17 protein-coding genes are annotated in these 18,209 nt (G+C 72.8%); 10 read left to right on the top strand and 7 right to left on the bottom strand.

Annotated features, from left to right (window positions below; translation table 11 throughout):
- Positions 1-3 precede the first annotated feature (3 nt).
- Genes ACFY8W_RS36800 through ACFY8W_RS36775 form a run of 6 tightly spaced genes read left to right on the top strand, consistent with a single transcriptional unit; the run spans position 4 to position 4,481 of the window.
- Positions 4-459, top strand: coding sequence for an anthrone oxygenase family protein (locus tag ACFY8W_RS36800; protein ID WP_391115306.1), 456 nt, complete (start codon positions 4-6; stop codon positions 457-459).
- Positions 460-511: 52 nt separating this feature from the next.
- Positions 512-1,267 carry an SDR family oxidoreductase gene (locus tag ACFY8W_RS36795; protein ID WP_391115303.1) on the top strand — a complete coding sequence of 252 codons (756 nt, stop codon included), beginning with the start codon at positions 512-514 and terminating at the stop codon, positions 1,265-1,267.
- Positions 1,267-1,596: an antibiotic biosynthesis monooxygenase gene (locus ACFY8W_RS36790; RefSeq protein WP_391115300.1), complete on the top strand. Its 330-nt coding sequence runs from the start codon at positions 1,267-1,269 to the stop codon at positions 1,594-1,596. Before ACFY8W_RS36795 ends, ACFY8W_RS36790 begins: the two co-directional genes overlap by 1 nt.
- Positions 1,586-1,909 (top strand): antibiotic biosynthesis monooxygenase, encoded by a 324-nt coding sequence (locus ACFY8W_RS36785; RefSeq protein ID WP_391115297.1) that lies wholly within the window; start codon positions 1,586-1,588, stop codon positions 1,907-1,909. The genes ACFY8W_RS36790 and ACFY8W_RS36785 overlap by 11 nt, the downstream gene beginning before the upstream one ends.
- A gap of 51 nt (positions 1,910-1,960) precedes the next feature.
- The gene (locus ACFY8W_RS36780) at positions 1,961-2,836 is read left to right on the top strand and encodes an NAD(P)-binding domain-containing protein (protein WP_391115295.1); all 876 of its coding nucleotides are present in this window, start codon (positions 1,961-1,963) and stop codon (positions 2,834-2,836) included.
- A 4-nt stretch (positions 2,837-2,840) separates the two neighbouring features.
- Positions 2,841-4,481, top strand: coding sequence for an FAD-dependent oxidoreductase (locus ACFY8W_RS36775; RefSeq protein WP_391115293.1), 1,641 nt, complete (start codon positions 2,841-2,843; stop codon positions 4,479-4,481).
- A gap of 61 nt (positions 4,482-4,542) precedes the next feature.
- On the opposite strand, the gene ahcY is transcribed toward ACFY8W_RS36775, so the two are convergent.
- From ahcY to ACFY8W_RS36740, 7 genes are all read right to left on the bottom strand, one after another.
- Entirely contained in the window at positions 4,543-5,958 is a 1,416-nt protein-coding gene (gene ahcY / locus ACFY8W_RS36770) for an adenosylhomocysteinase (protein ID WP_391115290.1), read from the bottom strand.
- 14 nt (positions 5,959-5,972) lie between these two features.
- Entirely contained in the window at positions 5,973-6,872 is a 900-nt protein-coding gene (gene metF, locus ACFY8W_RS36765) for a methylenetetrahydrofolate reductase [NAD(P)H] (protein WP_391115288.1), read from the bottom strand.
- Complete coding sequence (metH, locus tag ACFY8W_RS36760; RefSeq protein WP_391115286.1) at positions 6,869-10,333, bottom strand: methionine synthase; 3,465 nt, start codon at positions 10,331-10,333, stop codon at positions 6,869-6,871. The genes metF and metH overlap by 4 nt, the downstream gene beginning before the upstream one ends.
- Positions 10,333-11,337: a PfkB family carbohydrate kinase gene (locus tag ACFY8W_RS36755; RefSeq protein WP_391115283.1), complete on the bottom strand. Its 1,005-nt coding sequence runs from the start codon at positions 11,335-11,337 to the stop codon at positions 10,333-10,335. Before ACFY8W_RS36755 ends, metH begins: the two co-directional genes overlap by 1 nt.
- Before the next feature lie 49 nt (positions 11,338-11,386).
- On the bottom strand, positions 11,387-12,583 hold the full coding sequence (metK, locus tag ACFY8W_RS36750; protein ID WP_391115280.1) for a methionine adenosyltransferase: 1,197 nt from the start codon (positions 12,581-12,583) through the stop codon (positions 11,387-11,389).
- 52 nt (positions 12,584-12,635) lie between these two features.
- Entirely contained in the window at positions 12,636-12,980 is a 345-nt protein-coding gene (locus ACFY8W_RS36745; RefSeq protein ID WP_391115277.1) for an antibiotic biosynthesis monooxygenase, read from the bottom strand.
- A 149-nt stretch (positions 12,981-13,129) separates the two neighbouring features.
- Positions 13,130-13,816: an SDR family NAD(P)-dependent oxidoreductase gene (locus tag ACFY8W_RS36740; protein WP_391115274.1), complete on the bottom strand. Its 687-nt coding sequence runs from the start codon at positions 13,814-13,816 to the stop codon at positions 13,130-13,132.
- Between the two features lie 169 nt (positions 13,817-13,985).
- Between ACFY8W_RS36740 and ACFY8W_RS36735 the strand changes: the two genes are divergently transcribed.
- The 4 genes from ACFY8W_RS36735 to ACFY8W_RS36720 are packed head-to-tail and all read left to right on the top strand — an operon-like array spanning position 13,986 to position 18,181.
- Positions 13,986-15,014 (top strand): methyltransferase, encoded by a 1,029-nt coding sequence (locus ACFY8W_RS36735; protein ID WP_391115271.1) that lies wholly within the window; start codon positions 13,986-13,988, stop codon positions 15,012-15,014.
- 7 nt (positions 15,015-15,021) lie between these two features.
- Positions 15,022-16,056, top strand: a complete 1,035-nt coding sequence (locus ACFY8W_RS36730) for an LLM class flavin-dependent oxidoreductase (RefSeq protein ID WP_391115270.1) — start codon at positions 15,022-15,024, stop codon at positions 16,054-16,056.
- Between the two features lie 8 nt (positions 16,057-16,064).
- Positions 16,065-17,342 (top strand): nucleotide disphospho-sugar-binding domain-containing protein, encoded by a 1,278-nt coding sequence (locus ACFY8W_RS36725; RefSeq protein WP_391115268.1) that lies wholly within the window; start codon positions 16,065-16,067, stop codon positions 17,340-17,342.
- The gene (locus tag ACFY8W_RS36720) at positions 17,336-18,181 is read left to right on the top strand and encodes an LLM class flavin-dependent oxidoreductase (RefSeq protein ID WP_391115266.1); all 846 of its coding nucleotides are present in this window, start codon (positions 17,336-17,338) and stop codon (positions 18,179-18,181) included. Before ACFY8W_RS36725 ends, ACFY8W_RS36720 begins: the two co-directional genes overlap by 7 nt.
- The last annotated feature ends 28 nt before the right edge of the window (positions 18,182-18,209 follow it).

The following is an 18,209-nucleotide window of genomic DNA, read 5'->3' as shown; positions in this document are numbered from 1 at the left end:
CCCGTGCTGAACGTACTCGCGCCCCTGCTCGTGCTGCTCAACGGCCTCGCCGCCGGCGTCCTGTTCGGCACCCAGCTCGGCGGCTTCCCGTACCTCGCCTCGCTGCCCACCGACCGCTACGTGCACGCCCACGCGTTCTTCGGGCAGCGCTACGACCCGGCGATGCCCGTCTGCCTGGTCGGCACCGTCGTCCTCGACGCGGTGCTCGCGGTCGGCGGCGGCACCGCCGCGGCGCGGACGCTGTTCGCCGTGGCGGGCGTGCTCGCCGCGGCCACCGCGCTGATCTCGCTCACCAAGAACGCGCCGGTGAACCGCTGGATGCGGACCGTCGACCCGGAGAACGTGCCGGCGGACTTCCAGCACACCCGGGACACCTGGGGCGCCTGGAACCGCCGCCGCAGCCTGCTCACCATCGCCGCGCTCGCCGCCAACTGCGCCGCGCTCGGCTTCCTGCTCTGACCCTCCCGTCCGAACCCGCCCGACCGTCTCGCCACGTTACGGAGGAACACCCATGGATCTCGGCCTCAAGGGCAAGAAGGCCCTGGTCACCGGCGGCACCCGCGGTGTCGGCCGAGGCGTCGTCCTCGCGCTCGCCCGCGCCGGAGTCGACGTCGTCACCTGCTACCAGCGCGAGAGCGACTACGTCACCTCCCTGGAGCAGGAGCTCAAGGAGACCGGCGGCGACCACCACGTGCTGCGCGCCGACCTGTCCGAGCCCGCGGACATCGCCGCGCTGCTCGGCCGGGTGCGCGAGCTGCACGGCGACCGCCTCGACCTGCTCGTCAACAACGCCGGCGCGATCAGCCACGTCCCGTACGCCCAGCTCCCGCTGGAGGAGTGGCAGCGCATCTTCGCCACCAACGTCACCGGCGCCCACCTCGTCATCCAGCACGCCCTGCCGCTGCTCGGCGAGGGCTCCTCGGTGGTGACGGTCGGCTCCCGCGCCGTCGAGGCCGGCATCCCGCTGCGTGCCCACTACACCGCCACCAAGGCCGCGCTCGCCGGACTGAACCGCTCCCTGGCCAAGGAGTTCGGCCCCCAGGGCATCCGCTTCAACATCCTCGCGCTCGGTGTCATCGAGACCGAGAACTTCCACGCGCTGCCCGAGGACCAGAAGAAGCTGATGACCGAGCGCTACGGCGCCAAGACCGCCCTCGGCCGGCTCGGCACGCCCGACGAGGTGGCCGGCGCCGTGCTGTGGCTCGCCAGCGACCTGTCCCGCTACGTCACCGGCAACACCATCGGCGTCGACGGGGGGATCTCCTGATGACCTTCCGGGTGATGCTGCGCATGGAGATCGAACCGGGCAAGGAGGCCGACTTCGAGAAGGCCTGGCTGGAGGGCACCGAGGCCGTCACCGGCCACCCCGCCAACCTGGGCCAGTCCCTCGCCCGCGAGGAAGGACCCGACAGCGCCACGAGCACCTACGTCATCGTCAGCGACTGGGTGGACGAGCCGCGGTTCCGCGAGTTCGAGAACAGCCCGGCCCACCTGGAGCACCGGGCCACCCTCCACCCGTACCGCAAGGGCGGCAGCTTCCACGTGATGCGGGTGCTCCACGGCATCGAGGGCAGGGCGGCCGCCGATGCCCGGTGAGGACCGGGGCCAGGTGCGGGTCGTGGTGTACCAGGCCGCGTACGACGACGGGCAGCTCGCCGCCGTCCGCGAGGCCTACCACCAGGTCAGCGAACGGCTCGCGAAGGTGCCCGGCATGCTCGGCAACGAACTCCTCCGAAGCCCCGCCGACCCCACCGCGCTCGCGGTGATGAGCCGCTGGGAGTCGATGGAGGCCTTCCTGGCCTGGGAGGCCGGCGCCGAGCACCGCCAGGACACCGCCCCGCTGCGGCCCTTCCGTGACACCCGCACCACGGCGCCCTTCGCCGTGTACGAGGTGGACGCCGCGTACTGAACGCACGGCCGCCTCCCACCACTGTCGTAAGAGATGAGAAGAGAACCCACCATGGCAGAGCGTCAGTTGGCGTTCATCGGACTCGGCAGCATGGGCGGCGGCATGGCCCGGCGGCTCCTCGAGACCGGACACACGCTGACCGTCTTCAACAGGACCGCGCACAAGGCCGCCCCGCTCGGCGAGGCCGGCGCCCGGCTCGCCGACGCGCCCGAGCGCGCGGCGGCCGGCCACCGCCTGGTCCTGCTCAGCCTCAGCGACGAGAAGGCCGTCGAGGAGGTCCTGTTCGACCGGGTGGTCCCGGTCCTCGCCCCCGGCTCCGTCGTCGTCGACACCTCCACCGTGTCCCCGGGCTACGCGCGCGAGGCCGCCGCCCGCCTCGCGGCCCGGGGACTGCGCCGCGTGGAGGCCTGCGTCGTCGGCAACCCGCTCCAGGCCCGCAAGGGCGAGCTGCGGGTCTTCGTCTCCGGTGCGCCGGAGGACCTGGAGGAGGTGCGCCCGGTCCTGGAGGCGTTCGGCAGCGAGGTCGTCCACGTCGGCGCGCCCGGCACGGCGACCAGCCTGAAGCTCATCCTGAACCTGCTGCTCGGCGCCCAGGTCGCCGCGCTCGCCGAGGCCGTCGCCTACGGCACCGCGGCCGGCCTGGACCGCGACCAGCTCATCGGCGTCGTCGCGTCCAGCGGCTTCAGCTCGCTCGTGATGCGCTTCCGCGCCGAGCTGATGCTCAAGCGAAGCTACGAGCCGGCGTTCTTCCGCTCCGAACTGATGGAGAAGGACATCCGGATCGCCCTGGAGGCGGCCGCCGAGCAGGGAGCCGCGATGCCCGTCCTCGACGTGGTGCGCGAGCGGTTCGCCGAGGTGCTCGCGGCCGGCGACGGCGACAAGGACGCGTCCGTGCTCGTCGAACACCGACCGAGGCAAGGAGGGTGACATTGTGCTGAGCACCACCCGGAGCACGCTCCGGAACACCGACGTCCTGGTGGTCGGCGGAGGCATCGCGGGCCTGTCGGCCGCGGTCTTCCTGGCCCAGCAGGGCGTGGACTGCCTGCTGGTCGAGCAGCGGCCCGAACTGTCCGGACACCCCAGGGCCCGCGGAGTGCATCCGCGGGCCATGGAGCTGATGCGCGCCGCCGGCGTCGAGGACGAACTGCGCGGCACGCCGTCCGCCCGGCTCCTCGCCGACAACTCCGGAGTCGTCGCGGCCCGTTCACTGGCCGGGCCCGAACTGGGCGTGCTCGACGAGAAGTACGTCATGGACGTGGGCGCCGACATCGGCTCGCTGTCCCCGACCGGCTGGTGCCTGTGCCACCAGGGCGAGCTGGAGGACGTGCTGCGCGGCCGCGCCGAACGGCTCGGCGTCGCCCTGCGGTTCAGCACCGAGCTGGTCTCCTTCACCCAGAACGGCGCGGGCCTCACCGCCCTGGTCCGGGACCGCGCCACCGGAGCCGAACGCACCATCGAGGCCCGCTACCTCGTCGCCGCCGACGGCGCCCACAGCGGCGTGCGCGAGACGCTCGGCATCGCCTTCGACGGCGAGACGCTCGGCCACTACCTCAACATCCACTTCCACGCCGACCTCACCGAGCCGCTCGCAGGCCGCCGCTTCCTGATGTGCTACACCGCCAACGACGAGGTGCGCGGCGCCCTGATGCCGCTGGACAACGCCTGCGACTGGCTGCTGCACGTCGCGTACGACCCGGCGGCGACCGAGCCGGAGTCGTTCACCGAGGAACGCTGCGCCGAACTGGTCCGGGCGGCGACCGGCGTGCCCGGCCTGCGGCCGCGGATCCGCTCCGTCTCCCCGTGGGACGGTGCGGCCAGGACCGCCGGCCGGTTCCGGGACGGGCGGGTGTTCCTGGTCGGCGACGCCGCCCATGTGATGCCGCCCAGCGGCGGCTTCGGCTCCAGCACCGGCATCCAGGACGCGCACAACCTGGCCTGGAAGCTCGCCGCCGTCCTCGACGGCTGGGCGGGCGAGCCCCTCCTCGACAGCTACGACGAGGAGCGCCGGCCGATCTGCCAGGCGACGGTCGAACAGGCCGCCCTGCGCTCCAAGGACCGGCCGCGGCTCACCGGCGACCCCGGCGAGCGGCCGCCGGTGCACCCGGGCATCGTCGAGGACGCCCAGGTGTGGCTGTCGTGGCGCTACCGCTCCTCGGCCGTCACCGCGTGGGACGAGGGCGTCCTGCCCGGCTACGGCGTGTGGTCCGCCGAGAACGACGGCCGGCCGGGCGGCCGGGCCCCGCACCTGCGGCTGCGCCGCGGCGGGGCGGAACTGTCCGTGCTCGACCTGTTCGGCGACCGGCCCGTCCTGCTCACCGGGCCGGACAACCGCGCCTGGCAGGAGGCCGCCCGGGCCGTCTCGCACGAGCTCGGACTGCCGCTCACGGTGCACGGCATCGGCGCCGAGCTGACCGACGTCGACGACCGCTGGCCGGAGCTGTACGGCGTGACGGCGCGGGGCGCGGTCCTGGTGCGGCCCGACGGCGTGGTCGCCTGGCGCTGCGCGGACGCGCCGATCTTCGCCGGCGACACGCTGCGGGCGGTCCTGGTGAGGCTGCTCGCCCGGATCTGACACCACCGAAAAGGCGCCGGCCGCCGAGGATTTCCCTCGGCGGCCGGCGCCTTTTCCGTGCTCAGTAGCGGTAGTGGTCCGGCTTGTACGGGCCCTCCACCGGGACGCCGATGTACTCGGCCTGCTCGGGGCGGAGGGTCGTGAGCCTGACGCCGAGGGCGTCGAGGTGGAGGCGGGCGACCTTCTCGTCCAGGTGCTTCGGCAGCACGTGGACGCCGACCGGGTACTCGGCGGTCTTCGTGAACAGCTCGATCTGGGCCAGGGTCTGGTCGGCGAAGGAGTTCGACATCACGAAGGACGGGTGTCCGGTCGCGTTGCCCAGGTTGAGGAGCCGGCCCTCGGACAGGACGATCAGGACCTTGCCGTCCTCGAACGTCCAGGTGTGGACCTGCGGCTTGACCTCGTCCTTGACGATGCCCGGGACCTTGGCCAGGCCGGCCATGTCGATCTCGTTGTCGAAGTGACCGATGTTCCCCACGATCGCCTGGTGCTTCATCCTGGCCATGTGCGAGGCGAGGATGATGTCCTTGTTGCCCGTGGTGGTGATGAAGATGTCGGCGGTCTCGACGACGTCTTCCAGGGTGGCGACCTGGTAGCCGTCCATGGCGGCCTGGAGCGCGCAGATCGGGTCGATCTCGGTGACGATCACGCGGGCGCCCTGGCCGCGCAGCGACTCGGCGCAGCCCTTGCCGACGTCGCCGTAGCCGCAGACGACGGCGGTCTTGCCGCCGATGAGGACGTCGGTGGCACGGTTGATGCCGTCGATCAGCGAGTGGCGGCAGCCGTACTTGTTGTCGAACTTCGACTTCGTCACGGCGTCGTTCACGTTGATCGCCGGGAAGAGCAGAGCGCCGTCGCGGTGCATCTCGTACAGGCGGTGGACACCGGTGGTGGTCTCCTCGGTCACGCCCTTGATGCCGGCCGCCAGCGTCCCCCAGTCCAGCGTGGAGTTCTGGAGAAGCTCCAGGACGATGCGGAACTCCTCGTTGTCGGCGGTCGACGGGTCGGGCACCGCACCCGCCTTCTGGTACTCGACGCCCTTGTGGACGAGGAGGGTGGCGTCGCCGCCGTCGTCGAGGATCATGTTGGGGCCTTCGCCGCCGGGCCAGGTCAGCGCCTGCTCCGTGCACCACCAGTACTCCTCCAGGGTCTCGCCCTTCCAGGCGAAGACCGGGATGCCGGCCGCGGCGATCGCGGCGGCCGCGTGGTCCTGGGTGGAGAAGATGTTGCAGGACACCCAGCGGACCTCGGCGCCGAGCGCGACGAGGGTCTCGATGAGGACGGCGGTCTGCACGGTCATGTGCAGCGAGCCGGTGATCCGGGCGCCGGCCAGCGGCTGGGCCTCCGCGTACTCCTTGCGGATCGACATAAGGCCCGGCATCTCGTGCTCGGCGAGGGTGATCTCCTTGCGGCCGAACGCGGCCAGCGAGATGTCCGCGACCTTGTAATCGTGGTTGTGGTGGTCGGGAGACGGCATGTCAACTCCAGTCGTCAGGCGGCGGTGAGCAGGGAAGAGGTCCGTCCGGGAACGAGGTTGCGGTGGATCTCCACCGCGGCGGACGAACTGTTGAGCGTGATGTAGTGCAGTCCCGGCGCGCCCTCGGCGAGCAGCCGCTCGCCCATCGCGGTCGCGTGGTCGACGCCGATCCGGTGCCCCTCCTCGGGGCGGCCGCGGGCCGCCTCCAGGCGCCGGGCGAGCTCGGGCGGGAAGGCGGCGTTGCTCAGCTCGGCGAAGCGCCGGATCTGGTCGTAACCGGTCGCCGGCATGATCTCCGGGATGATCGGGGTGTCGCAGCCGGCCGCGGCGACCCGGTCGCGCAGCCGCAGGTAGTCCTCCGGGTCGAAGAACATCTGGGTGACGGCGAAGTCCGCCCCGGCCCGGCACTTGGCGACGAAGTGCTTGATGTCGCTCTCCCAGGAGGACGAACGCGGATGGCGCTCCGGGAAGGCGGCCACGCCGACGGTGAACGAGCCGACGCTCTTGAGGAGTTCGACCAGCTCGGCCGCGTACGTGAGCCCCTCGGGATGCGGCACCCACTCGCCCTGTGGGTCGCCCGGAGGGTCGCCGCGCAGCGCGAGCACGTCACGGATCCCGGCGTCGGCGTAGCGGCCGACGATCCGCCGGAGCTCGGTCACCGAGTGGCCGACGGCGGTCAGATGGGCGATCGGCCGGAGCGTGGTGTCGGTCAGGATCCGCTCGGTGATGGAGACCGTGCGGTCGCGCGAGGAGCCGCCCGCGCCGTACGTCACGGAGACGAAGTCCGGCGCGAGCGCCTCCACGCGCCGGATCGCGTCCCACAGCGTCCGCTCGCCCTTCGCCGTCTTCGGAGGGAAGAACTCGAACGAGAACGACCGCCGTCCGCCGGCGAGCAGTTCGCCCAGCGAGGTCATCGGCCGCCTCCCGCGTTGAAGTAGGTCGCCTCGGGGTGGTGGACGACGAAGGCGTCGGTGGACTGCTCGGGGTGCAGCTGGTACTCCTCCGACAGCTCCACCCCGATGCGTGCGGGGTCGAGGAGGGCGGCGATCTTGGCGCGGTCCTCCAGGTCGGGGCAGGCGGGGTAGCCCAGCGAGTAGCGGCAGCCCTGGTACTCGGTGCGGAACATGGCGGCCATCGACGCCGGGTCGGCCCCGGCGATGCCCCACTCCGCGCGGACGCGGGAGTGCCAGTACTCGGCCAGGGCCTCGGCCAGCTGGACGGACAGGCCGTGGAGTTCGAGGTAGTCGCGGTAGGAGTCGGCGGCGAACAGCCTGGCCGTCTCCTCGCCGATCCTCGACCCGACGGTGACGACCTGGAGCGCGACCACGTCGACCTCGCCGGAGTCCTCGGCGCGGAAGTAGTCGGCCAGGCAGAGACGGCGGCCCCGCTGCTGACGGGGGAAGGAGAAGCGGGTCCGCTCGCCCCCGTCCTCGTCCAGGACGATCAGGTCCTCGCCCTTGGACACGCAGGGGAAGTAGCCGTAGACCACGGCCGCTTCGAGGAGCTGCTCGGTCTGCAGCCGGTCCAGCCAGCCCCGCAGCCGCGGCCGGCCCTCCGACCCGATCGTCTCCTTGTCCTTCAGACCCCACTGCCCCTTGAACAGCGCATCCTCGTCCAGCCAGCTCGCGTACTCCGCCAGCTGGATGCCCTTCACCACGCGGGTGCCCTGGAACGGCGGCGCCGGGACCGGATTGTCGGCGGCCACGTCCGAACGGCCGGCAGGTTCGGGCGCTTCGGCCCGCGGTACGGCCGTGGCCTGGGCGGCCACCCGCCGTCCGCGCAGCTCGGGCAGTGCGGCACCGGGGACGCCGCGCTTGACGGAGACCAGGGCGTCCATGAGCCGGAGGCCCTCGAAGGCGTCGCGGGCGTAGCGGACCTCGCCGTCGTACAGCTCGTGCAGGTCCTGCTCGACGTACGCCCTGGTCAGCGCCGCCCCGCCCAGGATCACCGGGAAGCGCCCGGCCAGTCCGCGGCCGTTCAGCTCCTCCAGGTTCTCCTTCATGATCACCGTGGACTTCACCAGCAGACCCGACATCCCGATGACGTCCGCCTGATGCTCCTCGGCGGCCTCCAGGATCGCCGACACCGGCTGCTTGATCCCGATGTTGACCACGTTGTAGCCGTTGTTGGACAGGATGATGTCGACGAGGTTCTTGCCGATGTCATGGACGTCGCCGCGCACGGTGGCGAGCACGATCGTGCCCTTGCCCTCGGCGTCGGACTTCTCCATGTGCGGCTCCAGGTACGCCACCGCGGTCTTCATCACCTCGGCCGACTGCAGCACGAACGGCAGCTGCATCCGACCCGAGCCGAACAGCTCACCGACCGTCTTCATGCCGTCCAGCAGCACGTCGTTGACGATCTCCAGAGCGGGACGCCCGGACAGCGCCTCGTCGAGGTCGGCCTCCAGGCCCGCGCGCTCGCCGTCGACGATCCGCCGCTTGAGCCGCTCCTCCAGCGGGAGCGCGAGCAGCTCCTCCGCCTTGGACGCCTTCACGGAGGCGGAACTGACGCCCTCGAAGAGATCGAGCAGCCGCTGGAGCGGGTCGTAACCCTCCCGCCGCCGGTCGTAGACGAGGTCCAGCGCCGCCTCGCGCTGCTCCTCCGGGATCCGTGCCACCGGCAGGATCTTCGACGCGTGGACGATCGCCGAGTCCAGGCCCGCCCTCACGCACTCGTCCAGGAAGACGGAGTTCAGTACGGCGCGGGCGGCCGGACTGAGACCGAAGGAGATGTTCGACAGGCCCAGGGTCGTCTGCACGTCCGGGTGGCGCCGCTTCAGCTCGCGGATCGCCTCGATCGTCTCGACGCCGTCCCTGCGCGACTCCTCCTGGCCGGTGCCCAGCGTGAACGTCAGGCAGTCGACCAGGATCGCGGACTCCGCGATCCCGTAGTCCGTGGTGAGCTGTGCGATCAGCCGCTCGGCGATCTCGACCTTCTTCTCCGCCGTCCGCGCCTGGCCCTCCTCGTCGATCGTCAGCGCGATCAGCGCGGCACCGTGCTCACGGGCCAGCCCGGCGATCCGGCCGAAGCGGCTCTCGGGGCCGTCGCCGTCCTCGTAGTTGACCGAGTTGAGCACCGCACGGCCGCCCAGCTGCTCCAGACCGGCCCGCAGCACCTCCGGTTCGGTGGAGTCGAGGACGATCGGCAGCGTGGAGGCGGTCGCCAGCCGGCCCGCGATCTCCCGCATGTCCGCCGCGCCGTCCCGGCCCACGTAGTCCACGCACAGGTCCAGCAGATGGGAGCCGTCGCGGATCTGGTCGCGGGCGATCTCCACGCACGCCTGCCAGTCGCCGGCCAGCATGGCCTCGCGGAACCTCTTCGAGCCGTTGGCGTTGGTCCGCTCGCCGATCGCCAGGTACGAGGTGTCCTGGCGGAACGGCACCGCCTGGTACAGCGACGCCGCCGCGGCTTCCGGGCGCGGCGCGCGCGGCGCCAGGGCCCGGCCCCGTACCCGCTCCACCACCGCGCGCAGGTGCTCCGGCGTCGTGCCGCAGCAGCCGCCCACGAGCGACAGGCCGTACTCCCGGGTGAAGGTGTCGTGGGCGTCGGCCAGTTCCTCCGGCGACAGCGGGTAGTGGGCGCCGTCCCTGCCGAGCACCGGAAGGCCGGCGTTCGGCATGCAGGACAGGCCCACCTGGGCGTGCCGGGCCAGATGACGCAGGTGCTCGCTCATCTCGGCCGGCCCGGTGGCGCAGTTCAGGCCGATGAAGTCGATGCCGAGCGGTTCCAGGGCGGTCAGCGCCGCCCCGATCTCCGAGCCGAGCAGCATCGTGCCGGTGGCCTCCACCGTCACCTGGGCGAAGACCGGCAGGTCGAGCCCGGCCTCGGCCAGGGCCTGCTTGCAGCCGAGGATCGCGGCCTTGGCCTGGAGCAGGTCCTGGCTGGTCTCCACGAGCAGCGCGTCCGCGCCGCCCGCGACCAGTCCGGCCGCGTTCTGCCGGTAGCCCTCGCGGACCACGTCGAACGTCGTGTGGCCGAGGGTCGGCAGCTTGGTGCCGGGGCCGATCGAGCCGAGCACCCAGCGGGTCCGCCCGTCCCGCGCCGCGAACGCGTCCGCGGTCTCACGGGCGATGCGGGCGCCGGCCTCGGACAGTTCGTGGATCCGCTCGGTGATCCCGTACTCGCCGAGCGCCGCGTGGTTGGCGCCGAAGGTGTTGGTCTCCACGCAGTCGACGCCGACCGCGAAGTAGGCCTCGTGCACCGACCGGACGATGTCCGGGCGGGTCACGTTCAGGATCTCGTTGCAGCCCTCCAGGTGCTGGAAGTCCGCCGCGCTCGGGTCCTGCGCCTGGAGCATGGTGCCCATGGCGCCGTCGGCCACCACGACCCGGGTGGCCAGGGCCTCGCGCAGCGCCTCCGGTGCGCGTGCCATCAGCCGGCCACCTCCGCGAGTCCCGTCGGGCCCGGGAGTCCCGGGGCGATCTCCTCGGCCGCCTCCGTGCCGTACGCGGCGGCGACGCGGTCGAGCAGGGCCCGCGCGGACAGCGCGTACTCCTGCGTGCCGACCGACTCCAGGACCGTGGTGGCCAGGGCGCAGCCCAGGCGCGCGGAGCGCTCGAGCGGCCAGTCGCGGGAGATCCCGGCGAGGAATCCGGCCCGGAAGGCGTCGCCGACGCCGGTCGGGTCGGCGACCTCGTCCGCGGGCACGGCCGGCACGGTGAGCGCGGGCTGCCCGGCGCGCCGGACGGCGACGCCGTCGGCGGCGAGCGTGGTGACCCAGGTGCCGACGCGGGCCAGGACCTCGGCCTCGCTCCAGCCGGTCTTCTCCAGGAGCAGGGCGGTCTCGTACTCGTTGGTGAACAGGAAGCGGGCGCCGTCCACCAGTTCCCGCACCTGTCCGCCGTCCAGCCGCGCCAGCTGCTGCGACGGGTCGGCGGCGAAGGGGACCTGGAGCTCGCGGCAGGTACGGGCGTGCCGCAGCATGGTCTCCGGGTCGTCCGGCGACACCAGGACGAGGTCGAGCCGCCCCGTCCGGGCCAGGACCTCCCGCAGGTCGATCTCCCGGGCCTCCGCCATCGCCCCGGCGTAGAAGGTGGCGATCTGGTTCTGGGCGAGGTCCGTGGTGCAGACGAAGCGGGCGGTGTGGAGGGTGTCGCTGATGCGCACGTGATCGACGATCACGCCGTGCTGCTTCAGCCACACCTGGTAGTCGGCGAAGTCGAGGCCGGCCGCGCCGACCAGGACGGGCGCGAGCCCGAGCCTGGCCAGCCCGAAGGCGATGTTGGCGGCGACGCCGCCGCGCCGTACCTCCATGCCGTCCGCGAGAAAGGACAGCGAGACGCTCTCCAGACGGTCGGCGAGCAGCTGGTCGGCGAACCGGCCGGGGAAGGTCAGCAGATGGTCGGTGGCGATCGAGCCGGTGACAGCGATACGCACCGGGTACCTCCTCGGGTCCTTGGGGGAGTCGGGAGTCGGAGTGGGGTGGTCAGACGGCACGCGCCGCGGCGGCCAGCTTCTGCGCGCGGTCGGTGCGCTCCCAGGTGAACTCCGGCAGCTCGCGGCCGAAGTGCCCGTAGGCGGCGGTCTTCGCGTAGACCGGACGCTTCAGGTCCAGGTCGCGGATGATCGCGGCCGGACGGAGGTCGAAGACCTCGAGGACCGCGTGCTGGATCCGGTCGAGCGGGACGCTCTCGGTGCCGAAGGTCTCCACGAACAGGCCCACGGGCTCGGCCTTGCCGATCGCGTACGCGACCTGCACCTCGCACCGCTTGGCCAGCCCGGCGGCGACCACGTTCTTGGCGACCCAGCGCATCGCGTACGCGGCCGAGCGGTCCACCTTCGACGGGTCCTTGCCGGAGAAGGCACCGCCGCCGTGACGGGCCATGCCGCCGTACGTGTCGACGATGATCTTCCGGCCGGTCAGGCCGGCGTCGCCCATCGGGCCGCCGATCTCGAAGCGCCCCGTCGGGTTGACCAGGAGCCGGTAGCCCTCGGTCGCGATCGACAGCTCCCGGAGCACCGGCTCCACCACCAGCTCGCGGACGTCCGGGGCGAGCAGCGAGTCCAGGCCGATGCCCGGCGCGTGCTGGGAGGAGACCACCACGGTGTCCAGGCGCACGGCCCGGTCGCCGTCGTACTCGATGGTGACCTGCGTCTTCCCGTCGGGGCGCAGGTACGGCAGCGTGCCGTCGTGCCGGACCTCGGCGAGGCGGCGGGACAGCCGGTGCGCGAGGGAGATCGGCAGCGGCATCAGTTCGGGCGTGTCGTCGCAGGCGTAGCCGAACATCAGGCCCTGGTCGCCGGCGCCCTGCCGGTCCAGGTCGTCCACCTCGTCGCCCTGGCGGGCCTCGTAGGCGGTGTCGACGCCCTGCGCGATGTCCGGCGACTGCGCGCCGATGGACACCGACACGCCGCAGGAGGCGCCGTCGAAGCCCTTCGCGGAGGAGTCGTAGCCGATGTCCAGGACGGTCTCGCGGACCAGGGTCGCGATGTCGGCGTACGCCGCGGTGGTGACCTCGCCGGCGACGTGCACCTGGCCGGTGGTGATCAGGGTCTCCACGGCGACGCGGGAGGACGGGTCCTGGGCGAGCAGCGCGTCGAGGACCGTGTCGCTGATCCGGTCGGCGATCTTGTCGGGGTGGCCCTCGGTGACCGACTCCGAGGTGAACAGACGACGTGTCACGGGAGATGCTCCTTGGGTGTCGGGGAGGTGCGGGAGGAGGACGCGCCGCCGCTCACTGGGCGGGAGCTCCGGCGGCCGGTTCGAGTCGGTGCACGACCTGGGTGAGGCGCATCTCGCCGCCGGTACGGAAGGGCTGGAGACGACGTCGGTTGTCGACGTGCGCCGCGCTCGTCTCGAAGACGCGGAAGGCGGGCTCGTCGGTCCAGTCGGTGATGACCCAGTAGACCCCGCCGTCCTCGACGTCCCGGATCAGGGTCTGGCCGAGGTTGGCGGGCTCGGCGGCGATGCGGGTGCCGATCTCGAGCCAGGTGCGCTCGAACTCCCGCTCCGTGCCGGGGCGGATCTCCATCCTGAGCAGCACCCGGAAGGGCGGGCGCGGCCCGGCGCCGTGGTCCATGGCGAAACTCCTCGCTCGGTTCGGTGACTCGGTCGTGGCACCGTGCCGACACCGCATCGAGGAGTGCTCAAGACCCGAGCCAGCCCGTCACGGGTCACCGGCCCTCCGGCCGCCCCCGTGCCCGCACCCGCCGAGCCGCCCCCGTACCCTCACCAGCCGAGGACCTGGTCGCCCCGCCGGAAGGTGCCGCTGGGGCCGTCGTCCGGCAGCAGCGCGGCGTCCACGACGTCCACCGCGGCCTCCTCGGCGCTGCGCCGGCCGCCCGGCATCATGCGGGTCCGGGTCGGCCCCGGGTTGACGGCGTTCACCAGGACTCCCGTCCCCTCGGTGGCGGTCGCCAGCATCTGCGTCAGACCGTTCAGACCGGCCTTCGACACCGCGTAGCCGGGGCTGCCGGCGAACAGGCCGTTGCTGAACGAGCCGGTGCCACTGGACACGAACACCACCCGGCCCCAGCCGCGTTCGACCATGGCGGGCACGAACGCCTGCGCCACCCGCCAGGAGCCCAGCAGGTTCACCTCGAGGGTCCGCTCCACCACGTCCACCGGCACCGACAGCGGATCGCCCGTGCCGTCCTCCAGGAGCACGCCCGCGTTGCCGACCAGGACGTCCACCGGACCGACGGCGTCCCTCGCCCGCGTGACGCTCTCCGGGCTCGTCACGTCGAGCACGCGGCCCTCCGCGCCCGGACCCAGTTCACGGGCGGTGGCGGCCGCGGCCCCGGCGTCCCGCGCGGTCACCACCACCCGCAGTCCCCGCGCGAGCAGTTCAGCGGCCACGGCCCGGCCGAGGCCGCGGTTGGCCCCGGTCACGAGCGCCACGCGCCGATCCGACATCACGTCTCTCCCCTCACCGGTGTCATGTCGGCCGGATCGTGCCGTCCGCCCCTCGACTTCCGCTGGTGCCCGAGGAGTTCACGAGGGCGTCCGCGGCGGGCTCCAGCGGGCTTCGAGGCGGGTGCTGAACCATCCACGCGTCCCGTCATCAGGAGAAAGGACTTTGTCGGTGACGACTCACACTTCCGCTTCGGATGCGTCCAGCCCCGAGGGTCTCATCCGGCTCGGTACCGCCTTCTGCGACGCCAAGATCCTGCTCAGCGCGCTGGAGCTGGACGTCTTCTCGACGCTCGCCGCGAAGCCGCTGACGCTGTCGGAGCTCTCCGACGTGATCGGCCTGCACCCGCGCGGAGCCCGCGACTTCGTCACGGCCCTGGTCACGCTCGGCGTCCTGGAGGCCGACGGCGAGCACTACCGCAACAGCCCCTCCGCGGACCGCTTCCTGGACCGCGGCAAGAACTCCTACGCCGGCGGCTTCCTGGAGCGCGCCAACAACATGCTCTACCCGGCGTGGACGAACCTCACCGACGCGCTGCGCACCGGCGAGCCCCAGGTGAAGGGCAAGGACGGCGACATCGTCGCCCAGATGGCCGACAGCCGGGAGCACCTCGACCAGTTCCTCGCCATGATGGACTCCCTCAACAGCCAGGTCGCGCCCAAGCTGGGCAAGGCCTTCGACTGGGCGGGCCGCACCGACTTCGTGGACGTCGGCGGCGCCCGGGGCAACCTCTCCGCGCTGCTGATCGCCCAGCACCCGCACCTCACCGCCAAGGTCTTCGACCTGCCGCACGTCGCGCCCGCCTTCGACGACCACATGAAGCGCCTCGGCACCCAGGACCGGATCTCCTTCACCGGAGGCGACTTCTTCAAGGACCCGATGCCGTCGGGCCAGGTGCTCGTCATGGGCCACGTGCTGCACAACTGGTCCGCCGAGCAGCGCCTCGGCCTGATCCGCAAGGCCTACGAGGCGGTCGAGCCGGGCGGCGCGCTGCTCGTGTACGACCGGATGGTCGACGAGCGGCCCGCGGACCTGGTCAACCTGCTGATCAGCCTGGACATGCTGCTCGTCACCCACGGCGGCTCGGAGTACTCCGTCGAGGAGTGCCGGGGCTGGATGACCGAGGTCGGCTTCAGCCGCACCGAGGCGAAGGTGCTGAGCAACACCGACTCGCTGGTCATCGGCCACAAGGAAGGGTGACCCGGCCATGCGACTGGGGATCAACCTCGTACCCGAGGACTGCGCCCGCACCGCCCAGGAGGCCGAGCGGCTCGGCTTCGACGTCGCCGCGGCTCCCGAGGGCTTCCGCTCCGACGCGATCTCGGTGCTCGGCTGGGTGGCCGCGCGGACCAGCCGGATCGGTCTGCTGTCCACGGTCATCCAGATCCCGGCGCGGACCCCGGTCGCCATGGCCCTGGCGGCGGCGACGCTGGACGGCCTCTCGGGCGGCCGGTTCCGCCTCGGCCTCGGCATCTCCAACAGCCATGTCACCGAGGGCTGGCACGGCACCCCGTTCGCCCGGCCGCTCGCCAGGACCCGGGAGTACGTGGAGGTCGTGCGGCGCACCCTGGCCCAGGAGCCGGTGACGTACGAGGGCCGGCACTTCGCCCTGCCGCTGCCCGGCAGCGACGCCGGCCCGTTCCGGCTGCCGGGCCCGGTCCGCGGCGACCTGCCGGTCTACCTGGCCGCGGTCGGCACCCGCAGCCTGGAGCTGACCGGTGAGATCGCCGACGGCTGGGTGGGCGTCTTCTGCACGCCCGAGCACGCCAAGCGGGCGCTCGACGCGCTCCGCACCGGCCGCCGCAGGGCGGGCAGGGAGATGGACGGCTTCGACGCCTTCCTGTCCGCCCCGGCCGCGGTCGGCGAGGACGTCGCTGCCGCAGCGGCGCCGATCCGGCCGTACGTCGCCCGGTTCATGAGCCTCGGCGACCGGGAGAGCAACTTCTACTTCCGGCTCGCCGCCCAGATGGGCTACGAGGCGGCGGCCGAGGAGGTGCAGGACCGGTTCCGGGCCGGTGACGCGGCGGGCGCCGCCGCGGCGGTGCCGCTGGAGTTCATCGACTCCACCTCGCTCCTCGGTTCGCCGTCCCGGATCGCCCGGCGGCTCACCGAGTACGCGGCGGCCGGGATCACGACGCTCGGCATCTCGCCGTACGCGGACACGACCGAGGCCCGGACCGCGGTCATGGAGACGGTGGCCCGGGCGCACCGCGAGGCCGGTCTGCCGGGACGGGAGGGGTGAGGCGAGCGATGCGGGTGCTGTTCGTCAGCTGGGCCTGGCCGACCCACTTCTATCCCATGGTGCCGCTGGCCTGGGCGCTGCGGGCGGCCGGCCACGAGGTGCGGGTGGCCACGCCGCCCGGTCTCGCGGCGCACGTCACCGCCGCCGGGCTGCCCTTCGTGCCGGTCGGCCGCGACCTGGACGCGGTGGCCCGGATCCGCGAGTACATCCCGGGCCGGGCGGCCGGCACGCCCGGCCGCGGGCCCCGCGCGGTGTCGCTCTTCGCCGACCTGGCCGAGGCCATGGCCGACGACCTGGTGGCGTTCGCCCGGGCCTGGCGCCCGGACCTGGTGGTGCACGAACCCACCGCGTACGCGGGGCCGCTCGCGGCCGCGGCCTGCGGCGCCCGCGCCGTACGGATGCCCTGGGGCGCCGACCTGATGCACCGGCAGGCCACCCTGGACGCCGAGGCACGCGAGCTGGCACCGCTGTTCGCACGCTTCGGCCTGGAAGGACCGGACACCCTCGGCGCGCTCACCGTGGACCTCTGCCCGCCCGCGATGCAGGTGCCCGAGGAGTCCCGGCCCGGCCCGCTGCACCGGCTGCCCATGCGCTACGTGCCGTACAACGGCGCGGGCCGGGTGCCGGTCCCGCTGCCGCCGGCGGAGCGCCGGCGGCCCCGGGTCTGCGTCACCTGGGGCACCACGGTCGGCCGGCTCGACGGGTCGATGTTCCTGGCCGGCGAGGTGGTCGCCGCGCTCGACGCGCTCGACGTCGGAATCGTCGTCGCGGTCGACGGGGCGCAGCGCCGGCTGCTCGGAGACCTGCCCGAGCGGGCCAAGGTCATCGAGTCGGTGCCGCTGCACTGCGTCCTGCCGCACTGCGACCTGGTCGTCGCCCACGGCGGCGCGGGCACCATCCTGACCGGCCTCGCCCAGGGGCTGCCGCAGCTGGTGGTGCCGCAGCTGATCGACCACACCTTCAACGCCCAGCGGTTCACCGCGACCGGCGCCGGGCTCTCGCTCGGCCGGGACGAGGCCCACCCGGAGGGCCTGCGCGCCGCCGTCCTCGAACTCCTCGAACAGCCCGCGTACCGCAAGGCCGCCGAGGAGATCAGGGCGGAGAACGACCGCAGACCGACTCCGGCGCGGGTCGCCGCACAGCTCGCCCGGTTCGCCGGGTCCGCCGAGCCGCTCCACTCCGCCACGTCGGCCGGCTCCGCCCAGTCCGCCGGCTCCGCCACGTCGGCCGGCTCCGCCGAGTCCGTCGCATCCGCCCTGTCCGTCGAAGGAGGCCGGCCGTGCTGATCGGAGTGGGACTGCCCGCCACCGTCCCCGGCGCCGAGGGGGAGCGGATCACCGACTGGGCCCTGCGCGCCGAGGGCCACGGCTTCTCCACCCTCGGGGTGCTCGACCGGCTGGTGTACGACAGCTACGACCCGCTCGTCGCCCTGACCGCGGCCGCGGCCGTCACCCGCCGGATCGGCATCGCCACCACGGTGCTCACCGCCCCGTACCGCAACAACACCCCCCTGCTCGCCAAGCAGGTCGCCTCCCTCGACCGGGTCAGCGGCGGCCGGCTGACCCTGGGTCTCGCCGCGGGTAACCGCGACGACGACTTCACCGTCTCGGGCGTCGACCCCGCCGTACGCGGCAAGCTGCTCGACGCGATGCTCGCCGAACTGCGCGAGACCTGGCGGGGGGACGGCCCCGGCGCCGTCGGCCCGGCCCCGCAGGGCGAGGTGCCGCTGATCCTCGGCGGCACCTCCGCCGCGGCCTTCCGCAGGACGGCGCAGTACGGCCGGGGCTGGATCGCCGGCGGCAGCTCGCCCAGCGGCTACCGGGCCAACGCCGAACGGGTGGAGGCCGCCTGGCTGCGGCACGGCCGCACCGGACGCCCGCACCTGATGACCCTGCTCTACTTCTCGCTCGGCCCCCGGGCCGAGTGGCTGGCCCAGCGCTACCTCATGGACTACTACGCCTTCTCCGGCCGCGCCGAGTCGATCGTCACCATGGCGCTCACCGAACCGTCCCGGCTGCGGGCGGCGGTGACGGCCTACCAGGACGCCGGCTGCGACGAGATCGTCTTCATGCCCTGCGACGCCGGCCCCGACCAGCTCGACCGCCTCGCGGACGCCGTGCTGTAGTCCGCGCCCGTTCCGCCCCGGCTTGCCA

This window comes from Streptomyces sp. NPDC012637 (assembly GCF_042954805.1).
Taxonomy (GTDB): domain Bacteria; phylum Actinomycetota; class Actinomycetes; order Streptomycetales; family Streptomycetaceae; genus Streptomyces.
This window is presented reverse-complemented; position numbering and strand designations above follow the sequence as displayed.